The sequence below is a fragment of the Cellulomonas hominis genome, assembly GCF_005239125.1.
Classification (GTDB): domain Bacteria; phylum Actinomycetota; class Actinomycetes; order Actinomycetales; family Cellulomonadaceae; genus Cellulomonas; species Cellulomonas hominis_A.
Genome location: NZ_SZYE01000137.1, coordinates 1 through 10,592, shown reverse-complemented (window position 1 = coordinate 10,592; position 10,592 = coordinate 1). Strand labels below are relative to the sequence as shown.

Sequence of the window (10,592 nt, the reverse complement as noted above, 5' to 3'; positions counted from 1 at the left end):
CCGGGCCACCGCGCGCGCAGCGCCGCCAGCACGGCGCCGACGGCGACGACCGCCGCCGGGTCGCTGGACCCGGCCGCCGCGAGCACCACGGCGTCGTCCGCCGTGGCCCCGGCCGCGGTCAGCCGCTCGACCAGGATCCCGGCGAGCCGGTCGTCCGGGCCCAGCGGCTCCGCGGCGACGGCGGGCAGCCCGGCGACCGCCGCCCCGATGTCGTGCCGGACGTGCACGCCGGTGGACAGCAGCAGCGGTGCGACCACGGCCGCCACCGGAGCACCGGGCCCCGCCGGGCCCGCCACCGCCGCGGCCACCGCGTCGCCCACCGCGGGCTCCTGCACGTCCACGAACGCCTCGCGCACGTCCAGCCCCGGGCGCAGCCGGCGCACGTCCTCGACCACCGCGCGCACGACCGCGCGGCCCGCGGCGCTGCGGGTCCCGTGCGCGCAGGCCACCAGGACCGGGGCCGCGGTCACGCGGTCACCAGCCCGGCACCAGCGCGCGCCGCCGGCGCCGCCTCCGCGTCGGAGCCCGCCCGCGGGCGTCGGGCCGGAACCGCCCGCGCCACGCCGGGCGAGGCCGGGTCGAGGAACCCCTCGCGCGCGACCTCCCCGACGACCACGACGGCGGGCGACCCGACGCCCTCCTCCGCGCACCGCGCGGCCACCTCCCAGAGCGCGCCCCGCACCACCCGCTCGCCGGGCAGCGTCGCGGCGTGCACCACGGCGACCGGGGTCTCGGGGTCGACGCCCGCGTCCAGCGCCTGCGTCGTCAGCCGGCCGAGACCCGCCATGCCCATCAGCACGACCGCGGTGACGCCCGGCGCGGTCAGCGCGGCGAGGTCCACGTCCGTGAGCGCGCCGTGGCCGTTGACCACGTGCACCCGGTCGGCCGTGCCGCGGTGGGTCACCGGGATCCCGGCCGCCTCCGCCGCCGCGACCGCGGACGTCACGCCCGGCACCACCCGCACGGGCACGCCCGCCGCGCGGCACGCCAGCACCTCCTCGCCGCCGCGGCCGAACAGGAACGGGTCCCCGCCCTTCAGCCGGACGACCCGCCGGCCCGCGCGCGCCTGCGCCACGAGCACCGCGTTGATCTCCTCCTGCGCCACCTGGTGCACCCCGGGGGCCTTGCCCACCGCGATCACCTCGACGTCGTCGCGCAGGTCGGCGAGCACGGCCGTCGGGCCCAGCCGGTCGGTGACCACGACGTCGGCCTGCGCGAGCAGCGTGCGGGACCGGACCGTCATCAGCGCCGGGTCCCCGGTGCCGCCGCCCACCAGGGCGACCTCGCCGGGCAGCAGCAGGTCCGGGCCGCCGGACGTGGGCCGGGACGGGCGCAGGTCGGCGCGGCCGCCCAGCAGCTCCGTGGCCACGTGGTCCCGGACCGCCGCCGCCCGGGCCGGGTCGGGCCGGCCGGCCGACAGCACGCCCACGTGGACCCCCGCCGCCGTGACCGTCGCCGGGGTCCGGGCGGTGCCGCGGCCGGCGTCGGAGGCGACGACGCAGAACACGCGGCGCGCCTCGGCCCACCCCGCGAGCGCGCCGTCGACCGCCGGGTAGCCGGTGCAGGCGTGCACGAGCCACACGTCGGCGACGTCGGCCTCCGCGACGGGACGCCGATCCACCGTCACCCGGCCGTCGCCCGCGAGCGCCACCAGGTCGTCGACCACCTCGGGGGCGACCACCCGCACCCGCGCGCCGGCGTCGACCGCCGCCCGGGCCCGGCGCGCCGCCACCGGACCGCCGCCGGCCACGAGCACCGCCCGGTCCGCCAGGTCGAGCCCGAGCAGCAGGCTCACGGGGTCACCGCCACGCGCACCTCGTCGCCGACCAGCCGCACCGGGTAGGTGCGCAGGTCCACGGGGTCCTTGCCGACCGGGTCCAGGCAGGCGCCGGTGACCAGGTCCCACACCTGCTTGAACATCGGCGACGTGACCGTCGGCGCGCCGTCGACGTCGCCGACGATGCCGCGGCTCAGCACGTTGGCCCCGGAGTACGGGTCGCGCTGCTGCACCGCGAGCAGCCGGTCGTCGGCCAGCCGGAACACCGCGATCCGGTGCTCGCCGACCAGGGCGCCCGCGCCGCGCTCGGGCAGCAGGTCGTCCAGCCGGCAGACGCGGACCTCGTCCGCCACGACGTCGCTGCTCACAGCGGGGCCTCCTCGAGGGTGCGGGCGACGCGCAGGTCGTGGTGGCCGTGCTCGCCGGGTCGGGCCGGGCGCGCCTGCCCCCGCTGCGGCACGTAGGCCAGGTCGGGGTCGGCGGCGTCGGGGTCGTTCAGGTACGGGGTGAACCGGCGCAGCTTCTCCGGGTCGTCGAGGGTGGCGCGCCACTCGTCGACGTAGCCGGACACGTGCCGCTCCACCTCGGCGTCGAGCTCCGCGCCGATGCCGAGCGAGTCCTCGACCACCACGCGACGCAGCTCCTCGAGCCCGCCCGGGTAGGCCGCGACCCACGGCGCGGTGCGCTGCAGCCGGTCGGCGCTCCGGACGTACAGGGCGAGGAACCGGTCGATCACCTGGATCAGCCGGTCGTCGTCCAGGTCCTCGGCCAGCAGGTCCGCGTGCCGCGGCGTGAACCCGCCGTTGCCGCCGACGTAGACGTTCCAGCCCTTCTCGGTGGCGATGACGCCGACGTCCTTGCCGCGCGCCTCGGCGCACTCGCGGGCGCAGCCGGAGACGCCCACCTTGAACTTGTGCGGCGACCGCAGGCCCCGGTACCGGAGCTCCAGGCGGACCGCCATGCTCGCGGAGTCCTGCACGCCGAACCGGCACCACGCCTGGCCGACGCAGGTCTTCACCGCCCGCAGCGACTTGCCGTACGCCTGGCCCGACTCGAACCCGGCGTCCACCAGCCGCCGCCAGATCGCGGGGAGCTGGTCCTGGCGGGCGCCGAACATCGCGATCCGCTGCGCGCCGGTGATGCGGGTGAACAGGCCGAAGTCGCGGGCGACCTCCGCCAGCACGAGCAGCCGCTCGGGGGTGACCTCGCCGCCGGGCATCCGCGGGACGACCGAGTACGTGCCGTCCTTCTGCAGGTTCGCGAGCAGGTGGTCGTTGGTGTCCTGCAGGGGCGCCTGGTCGGGCTGGAGCACGTGCCCGATGCCGAGCGAGGACAGGATCGACGCGACGACCGGCCGGCAGACCGCGCAGCCGCGGCCCTTCCCGTGCGCGGCCACCACCTCGGTGAACGTGCGCAGCCGCTCTGCGCGGACCAGCGCGTACAGCTCGGCGCGGGACATCGCGAAGTGCTCGCACATCGCCGAGGACACCGCGATCCCGGCCTTCTCCAGCGTCCGGTTCACGACGGTGGTCAGCAGCGGGACGCAGGAGCCGCAGACGGTGCCGGCGCGGGTGCACGCCTTGACCTCGCCCACGCTGGTGCAGCCGTGCTCGGTGACCGCGGCGCGGACCGTCCCGGCCGACACGTTGGAGCAGGAGCAGAGCACCACGTCGTCGGGCAGGTCCGTCTGCACCGGCGCGGCACCGCCCTGCGGGGCGAGGAACGCCGACGGGTCGGCGCCGAGCGGGCGGCCGAGCATCGGGCGCAGCGACGAGTAGAGCTCGATGTCGCCGACGAACACGCCGCCGAGCAGCACCCGGGCGTCGTCGGAGACGACGAGCTTGCGGTAGGTCCGGGCGACCGGGTCCGCGAAGGTGACCTCGAGCGCACCCGGCGCGAGCGCGAGCACGTCGCCGAAGCTGGCCGCGTCGACCCCGACGCCCTTGAGCTTCGTCCCGTCCGCGGCCTTGCTGTAGCCCCTGACGCCGCCGCACAGCTGGTCGACGACGACGTCGGCCATCGCGTTGCCGGGCGCGACCAGGCCCGCGCACTCGCCCTCGTACGACGCGCACTCGCCGATCGCCCACACCGCCGGGTCGGAGGTGCGGCAGGCGGGCCCGACCACGACGCCGCCGCGCTCGGCGACCACGAGTCCCGCCGCCCGCGCCAGGCCGTCGCGGGGCCGGATGCCGGTCGAGTAGACGACGACGTCCGCCGGCACCGTCTCACCGGTCGACAGCTCCAGGCCCGCGACCCGGCCGTCCTCGCCGGCGACCACCCGGGTCGCGGCGGCGGAGGTCCGCACGTCCATCCCGAGGTCCGTCACCAGGACGCGCAGCGCCTCGCCGCCGCCCGCGTCGAGCTGCACGGCCATCAGCCGGTCGGCGAACTCGACCACGGTCGGTGCGACGTCCAGCGTCTGCAGCGCCGCGGCGGCCTCCAGCCCGAGCACGCCGCCGCCGACGACGGCGCCCCGCAGCGGGCGGCCCAGCGCGACGGCGCGGTCGGCGACCCAGGACCGCAGGTCGGTGACGTCGCCGAGCGTCCGGTAGCAGAGCACGCCCGGCAGGTCGACGCCCTCGGTGCGCGGCACCCAGGCCCGGGACCCGGTGGCCAGCACGAGCGCGTCGTACGGCTCGACCCGTCCGGCGCGGGTGGTGACGGTCTGCCCGGCAAGGTCGAGCGCGACCACGGGGTCGCCCGTCACCAGGTCGACCCGCGGGTCCGCCCACACCTCGGGCGCGAGCGCCAGGTCCGCGTCGGGGCGGCCGGCGAACACCTCCGACAGGTGCACCCGGTCGTACGGCAGGTGCGGCTCTTCGCCGATCACCGTGAGGTGCCACTCCCCGGCGTCGGTCCGCGCCGCGAGCTGCTCCGCGAACCGGTGCGCGACCATCCCGCCGCCCACGACCACCACACGTCCCGGACCCGTGCGGGCCGTCCCCTCGCTGTGCATGGGGCAAGTTTTCGACGGGCCGGGCCGTGTCTAATGGGCCGAACGGCCCAGGGCGGTGCGTTCGCGCAGGTCAGACGCCCGCTGCCGGCTCCTCGGCGGTCAGCGGCAGCCGGCGGACGCTCGCGAACCGCCGCGGCGCGCCGTCGACCGGGTCGGTGAACGCGATCTCCGCCGCGAGCAGCTGCAGCGGGGTGCTGACGTCGTCCACCGCGACGTCCCGCACCACCGGGTACAGCGGGTCGCCGACGATCGGGATGCCGAGCCCGAGCAGGTGCAGCCGGAGCTGGTGCGTCTGCCCGGTGCGCGGGCTCAGCCGGTAGACCCCGAGCCCGTCCGCGGTCGTCGCCTCCAGCTCGACCCGCGTCTCGGCGTTCACCGGCGCCCCCGGCACCACCTCGGCCTGCCAGACGCCGCGCTCCTTGCGGATGTGGTTCCGCACGTCGACGGGCAGGTCAAGGTCGGGACGCACCGGCGCCAGCGCCCGGTAGGTCTTGCGCACCTCCCGGCGCTCGAACGCCGTCTGGTACGCCCCCCGCCAGCGCTGCTCGGTCGCGAGCATGAGCAGCCCCGACGTCACCCGGTCCAGCCGGTGCAGCGGCGACAGCTCCGGCAGCCCGAGCTCCGCGCGCAGCCGGACGACCACGCTCTGCAGGACGTGCCGCCCGCGCGGGATCGAGGACAGGAACGGCGGCTTGTCCACCACGACCAGGCGCTCGTCGCGGTGCACGACGTGGATCACGCCGGGGACCACCGGCTCCTCGCGCAGGTCCCGGTGGAACCAGACGAACCGGTGCGGGGCGTACGGGTCGTCCCCGCGGACGGGCCGGCCGTCCTCGCCGACGAACCGCCCGTCCGCGAGCATCGCCGGCACGTCGACCTGCTCGGGCAACCGGTCGCGCAGCCAGGCGCCCATCGTCGCCCACGGCACCGGGCGCGCACGGTCCCGGTCTGGGGTGCGCAGCCACGCGGCGGCCAGGCCGTGGCGCGGCGGCAGCGGGGAGCGAGGGGGCACCGGGCGATCGTACGAGCGCGGCGGGTCACTCCAGCCCGTCGACGAAGGTGCGCACCCGCTCCCGCACGATCTCCGCGCAGGCGGGGTCGAGGTCCGGGTGGCCCACCTCGGCGAACAGGTGCCCGGCGCACGGGTAGACGAACAGCTCGCCGCCGAACCCGACGAGCTCGTCCTCCGCCTCGGGCTCCCGCCACGGGTCGCCCTCCGCCACGTGCGCCTGCACCGGGACCGCGTCGGGCCAGGTCGCGCCCCACCACGACGGGGCCACCGCGCCGTACAGGAAGAACGCGCCCCGCGCGCCGGGCCGGGCCAGCGCCTGCTCGGCCGCGCGGGCCGCGCCGAACGACATCCCGCCGTAGACCAGCTCGGCGGGGAGCCCGGCGACGGCCTCGGCGGCACGGCGCGCGAACACGTCCTCGCCCACCTCCTCGGCGAAGGCGACGCCCTCGGCCACGTCCGCGAACGTCCGGCCCTCGAACAGGTCCGGCGTGTGCACGGTGTGGCCGCGCTCGCGGAGCAGGTCGGCGAACGCGCGGACCCCCGGGGTCAGACCGCCGGAGTGGTGGAACAGGACGACCTCGGCCATGCGGCGAGGCTACGCGCGGGCCCGCACCGGCCGACAGGGTGCGCGGCGTGTCACGGCACGACGCGCCGGGCCCGCCAGGCGGTGCCGGTCCGCTCCGCCACCACCCGGTCGTGCGGCTCCGCCGCCAGGTCGAGCCGGTCGACCCGGTCCACGGCGACCTCCACCCAGGCGAACCGCGCGAACCAGGCCGGCTCCCCGTCGTCCTGGACCGCGGCGTCCCCGTCGACGGCGGTACCCGGCGCACCGACCGTGGCGTAGCCGCGGCGGGTGCGCGGGCCGAGCGCCTCCCACCGCCGCCGGCGCTCCGCCGGGTCGTCGACGACGACCGCGCGGCCCTCGAGCCGCACCTGCACCTCCACGTCCCCGTCCCAGACGGCGAGGGCGACGCGCGGGTCGGCCCGGAGCTCGCGGACCTTCGCGGAGCGGACGTCCGTCGCGAGCCCGAGCACGGCGCGACCCGGTTCCCAGGACCGGAGGATCACCGAGCGCGACCGCGGGGCGCCGTCGGCGGACACGGTTGCCAGGGACGCCAGGGTGAACGGCGTGCGCCGGGTCGTCGCCGCGTCGAGGGCGTCCCAGACGGACGTCAGGGCGGCGTCGGGGGTCGGGGCCACGGGTCTCCTCGGGGTCGCGGGTGCGGGCCCAGCATCGCGCGCCGGGCCGGGTCGGCGCGCGGCGGGTGGTTGCGCGGCCGGGGTCGCGACGCTGGGATGGACGCGCCAGCAGCCCCGAGCCGGAGAGGCCGTGATGAGCACCGACCCCACCCTGACCGCCGAGGACCGCGACCTGCTGCGGCGCCCGCTGCACGGGTTCCTCACCGTCGCCGCCGGGCCCACACCGCCGCAGCCGCGCCCCGTCTGGTTCGAGGTCGCCGACGACGGCACCGTCCAGCTGTTCAGCGAGGCGGACGCCCTCAAGGTGCGGCGCCTGCGCCGCGACCCGCGCGCGTCGCTCGTCGTCGCGGCACCGGTCGGCGAGCGCGAGCACTGGGTCGCGATCACGGGCCGGGTCACGATCGAGGAGGACGGCGCCCACGCGCTCGCGGAGCGGCTGGCGCACCGGTACTGGGACCTCGCGGACCCCGCGCGCCAGGAGGACCTCGCCGGGATGCTGCGCGACGACCAGGTCCGGCTGGTGCTGCACCCGCAGGACGTCCGGCGGTTCGCGTACTGACGCGCGCAGGGGGTCAGGCGTCGCGCACCAGCGCGTCGTACGCCGCGGCGAACCGCGCCGCGCGGTCGGCGTAGTACCCGGCGTGCGCGGCGCGCGGCTCGTACGTGGACCCGGTGGCGCGCGGCGCGCGGGGGACGTCCGGTGCCAGGACGCCCAGCGCCAGCAGCGCCGTCCCGCGCTGCGTCGCCCGCTTCCGCGTCACGTGCGTGACCGGCCGCCCCAGGACGTCCGCGAGCACCTGCAGCCACTCCGGCTGGTCGCCGCTGACCCGGCCGGACGCGGCGACCTCGACCACGTCCGGGGCGGCAGGGTGCAGCTCGTCGGCGACCCGCGCGTACGTGAGCGCGACGCCCTCGACCAGCGCGCGGTACAGGACGTCGGGGGTGGTGGCCGCCGAGACGCCCGTGAACGCGGCGCGCGCCCCACCGGCCCAGCCCGGCGCGCGCTCGCCGGTGAGGTACGGCAGCACGAGCGGCGTCCCGGCCGCGGGCGCGGCCGCGAGCACCGGCGCGAGGTCGTCGCTCAGCCGGAGGGTGGCCTGCGCCCAGCTCACCGCCCGCCCGACGTCGTTGATCGCCCCGCCCAGCAACGTCCGGCCCGCCTCGACGCGGTAGTTCCACAGACCGAACGGCAGCGGGTCTGCCGGCCCGTCGACCAGGACGCGCAGGGCGCCGGAGGTCGCCGTGGACGCCGTCATCACCGTCGCGTCCGTCGCCCCCGAGCCGACGTTGCTGGCGTAGCCGTCGGTGATCACGGGGAACCAGGCGGCGCGCGCGAGCGCGGGCCACCGGGCCGGGGCTGCGGGTGTCGCCGGGTCGCCGGTGTCCCGCGGCGCGGAGAACCGGTCGGGGTCGGTGCCGGCGGCGGCCAGCAGCTCGGCGTCGAGCGCACCCGTGCGGCGGTCGAGCAGCCCGGTCCACGCGACGGTCGACGTCCCGGCCAGCGGCTCCCCCACCAGGCGCGCGAGCACGTACTCGCCGAGCGACCACCACGCGGCCGCCGCGGCCGCGACCCGCGGCTCGGCCTCCGCGAGCCAGCGCAGCCGGGGCGCGTGGTAGCTGGTGTGGATCCGGGTGCCGGTGCGCTGCTGCACCGCGTGCTCGTCGAGCTCCTCCCGCAGTGCCGCGACCGCGACCGCGCTGCGGGAGTCGGCGTAGGTGAGGCAGGGCGTGAGCGCGCGGCCGGCGGCGTCGACCGCGACCAGCGACGCGGCGAAGGTGTCCAGCGCGACGCCGGCGATCCGCGTCCCGAGCCGCCGGTCCCCGGCCACCGCGTCCAGGACCTGACCCACCTCGGCGGTCACCTGGTCCGGGTCGATGACCGACGTGCCGTCCGGCGCGACCGTGAACGCGTGCGGGACCTTGTGCTGCAGGCCGTGCACCGGCCGGCCCGCGGCGTCGTGCACGCCGCCCCGGGTCGCCGTGGACCCGATGTCGAGCGCCAGCACCAGCGGGTCGAGGGCGTCGGCCAGGTCGACGTCGTCAGCGGTCCGGGTCATCGGTGCGTCCTCGTCGTCGGGGGCGTGTCGCGACCGACCCTAGCCACGGCGCGCGGGCCCTGCCGGGCGAGGTCGTGTCGGGGGGTGCTCGTACGCTGCGGGGCATGACGGTCTCGTCGGCGCAGGCGCTGGCGTGGCGGCTCGGCCGGCAGCACCTGGTGTCCGGCGCGGCCTCCGCGGCCGACGCCGTGCGCCGGCTCGGCGCGGTCCCCGCGTGGTCGGGCGACGCCGACCTGGCGGTGCGCCGCCGCCTGACGGACCCGGCACCGGACGCCGTCGCGGCCGCCATCCGGTCCGGCGACCTGCTCCGCACGTTCGCGTTCCGCGGCTCCTCGCACCTGATGGCCGCCGACGAGGCCGGCGTGTACCTCGCGGTGCGGACCGCGAGCCGGCAGTGGGCGCTGCGCAGCTGGCAGGAGCACTACGGCCTGCGCCCCGAGGACTGGCCGGCGCTCCTCGACGCGGTGCGCACGGCGCTCGCCGGCGGGCCGCTCGACCGCGAGGCGTTCGCCGCGGCGGTCACCGCGGTCCCGCGGTTCGCGCACCTCGGTCCGGCGCTGCTCGACCCGAGCATGACCCTGCTCAAACCGATCGCCTGGCACGGCGCGCTCTGCTTCGGCCCGTCGGCGGGCGGCCGGCCGACGTTCGCGTCGCCCGCGGCGAGCCCGGCGTGGCGCGGCCTCCCCGACCTGGACGAGGCGGGGCGCCGGGCGGTCGTCGGCTACCTCGGCGCGTACGGCCCGGCGACCCGCGCGAACCTGCACTACTGGCTCGCCGACGGCCTGAGCGCGGGCCGGCGGCGCGTCGAGCGGTGGACCGACGAGGTGCTGGCCGACGCGGCGGCCGAGGTGGCGGTCGGCGGGGAGCCGGCGCTGCTGCTGCGCGCGCACGTGGCGGAGGTCGAGGCGGCGGCGCCCACGGACGCCGTCACGCTGCTGGCGGGGCACGACCAGTGGGTGCTCGGGCCGGGCACCGCCGACACCCGGGTGGTGCCCGCGGCGCGGCGGGCCGGGGTCACCCGGGGCGCGGCGCTCGTGCTGCACGGCGGGGTCGTCGCCGGGACCTGGGCGGCCGGGGCGTCGACGCTCGACGTGACGTGGTTCGGCGAGGCGGGGCCACCGCCGCAGGACGCGCTCGCCGCGGAGGCGGGCCGGCTGGCCGCCCTGCTCGGGCACCCCGGCGAGCTGCGGCTGACGACGGCGTGAGCCCGGCCCCGCGTCAGACCCCCGCGGGCCCGAGCACGTCCGTGCTCGTCGGCACCGGGCGGGTGTCGGGCACGGGTGTGCCCCACACGGGGTTGCCGTGGTCGTCGAACGGCAGGACCTGGGCGCGGGCGTGCCGGTTGGGGTCCCGCAGCGGGTCGCCGACGATCTCGGTGTAGGTGCGGGCGTGGTAGACGAGGACCGGGGTGCCGTCGGGCAGCTCGGTGAACGAGTTGTGCCCCGGCCCGTACTGCCCGGCGGCCGGGTCGGACACGAACACCGGGGTCGGGCTCTTGGTCCACGAGGCGGGGTCCAGCAGGTCGGACCCGAGGTCGGCGGTCAGCACACCCATCGCGTAGTCGATGCCGGTCGCCGCGCCGGAGTACGT

General features: G+C 77.9%; 11 protein-coding genes. 2 read left to right on the top strand and 9 right to left on the bottom strand.

Annotation, left to right across the window (positions count from 1 at the left end; genetic code table 11):
- The 7 genes from FA014_RS14500 to FA014_RS14470 all read right to left on the bottom strand — a co-directional run.
- Window positions 1-470, bottom strand: a 470-nt coding sequence (locus FA014_RS14500) for a sirohydrochlorin chelatase (protein ID WP_328288207.1), incomplete at its 3' end; no start/stop codon positions are given.
- Window positions 467-1,795, bottom strand: a complete 1,329-nt coding sequence (gene cobA / locus FA014_RS14495; protein WP_154730365.1) for a uroporphyrinogen-III C-methyltransferase — start codon at window positions 1,793-1,795, stop codon at window positions 467-469. The genes cobA and FA014_RS14500, both read right to left, overlap by 4 nt.
- Window positions 1,792-2,145 carry a nitrite reductase small subunit NirD gene (nirD, locus tag FA014_RS14490; RefSeq protein ID WP_154730364.1) on the bottom strand — a complete coding sequence of 118 codons (354 nt, stop codon included), beginning with the start codon at window positions 2,143-2,145 and terminating at the stop codon, window positions 1,792-1,794. The genes cobA and nirD overlap by 4 nt, the downstream gene beginning before the upstream one ends.
- Window positions 2,142-4,733, bottom strand: a complete 2,592-nt coding sequence (gene nirB / locus FA014_RS14485; protein WP_154730363.1) for a nitrite reductase large subunit NirB — start codon at window positions 4,731-4,733, stop codon at window positions 2,142-2,144. The genes nirD and nirB overlap by 4 nt, the downstream gene beginning before the upstream one ends.
- 70 nt (window positions 4,734-4,803) lie before the next feature.
- Window positions 4,804-5,745: a pseudouridine synthase gene (locus FA014_RS14480; protein WP_195969302.1), complete on the bottom strand. Its 942-nt coding sequence runs from the start codon at window positions 5,743-5,745 to the stop codon at window positions 4,804-4,806.
- 25 nt (window positions 5,746-5,770) lie between these two features.
- A complete protein-coding gene (locus FA014_RS14475; protein ID WP_154730362.1) occupies window positions 5,771-6,331 on the bottom strand; it encodes a dienelactone hydrolase family protein in 561 nt (186 codons plus the stop codon).
- Window positions 6,332-6,381: 50 nt separating this feature from the next.
- A complete protein-coding gene (locus FA014_RS14470; RefSeq protein ID WP_195969301.1) occupies window positions 6,382-6,945 on the bottom strand; it encodes a pyridoxamine 5'-phosphate oxidase family protein in 564 nt (187 codons plus the stop codon).
- A gap of 133 nt (window positions 6,946-7,078) precedes the next feature.
- Here FA014_RS14470 and FA014_RS14465 point away from each other — a divergent pair, with 133 nt between their 5' ends.
- The gene (locus tag FA014_RS14465; RefSeq protein ID WP_154730360.1) at window positions 7,079-7,504 is read left to right on the top strand and encodes a pyridoxamine 5'-phosphate oxidase family protein; all 426 of its coding nucleotides are present in this window, start codon (window positions 7,079-7,081) and stop codon (window positions 7,502-7,504) included.
- 13 nt (window positions 7,505-7,517) lie between these two features.
- Here FA014_RS14465 and FA014_RS14460 read toward each other — a convergent pair whose 3' ends face one another.
- Window positions 7,518-9,002, bottom strand: a complete 1,485-nt coding sequence (locus FA014_RS14460; protein WP_154730359.1) for a gluconokinase — start codon at window positions 9,000-9,002, stop codon at window positions 7,518-7,520.
- A gap of 104 nt (window positions 9,003-9,106) precedes the next feature.
- Between FA014_RS14460 and FA014_RS14455 the strand changes: the two genes are divergently transcribed.
- Complete coding sequence (locus FA014_RS14455) at window positions 9,107-10,207, top strand: DNA glycosylase AlkZ-like family protein (protein WP_154730358.1); 1,101 nt, start codon at window positions 9,107-9,109, stop codon at window positions 10,205-10,207.
- A gap of 13 nt (window positions 10,208-10,220) precedes the next feature.
- On the opposite strand, the gene FA014_RS14450 is transcribed toward FA014_RS14455, so the two are convergent.
- Window positions 10,221-10,592 (bottom strand): family 43 glycosylhydrolase (locus tag FA014_RS14450; protein WP_154730357.1); only part of this gene is annotated, 372 nt, incomplete at its 5' end.

Excerpts from the sequence above, each read along its gene's own strand:
- FA014_RS14460 (WP_154730359.1), bottom strand. The coding sequence starts at position 9,002 with ATGACCCGGACCGCTGACGACGTCGACCTGGCCGACGCCCTCGACCCG.
- FA014_RS14475 (WP_154730362.1), bottom strand. The coding sequence starts at position 6,331 with ATGGCCGAGGTCGTCCTGTTCCACCACTCCGGCGGTCTGACCCCGGGG.
- FA014_RS14465 (WP_154730360.1), top strand. The coding sequence starts at position 7,079 with ATGAGCACCGACCCCACCCTGACCGCCGAGGACCGCGACCTGCTGCGG.
- FA014_RS14455 (WP_154730358.1), top strand. The coding sequence starts at position 9,107 with ATGACGGTCTCGTCGGCGCAGGCGCTGGCGTGGCGGCTCGGCCGGCAG.
- nirB (WP_154730363.1), bottom strand. The coding sequence starts at position 4,733 with ATGCACAGCGAGGGGACGGCCCGCACGGGTCCGGGACGTGTGGTGGTC.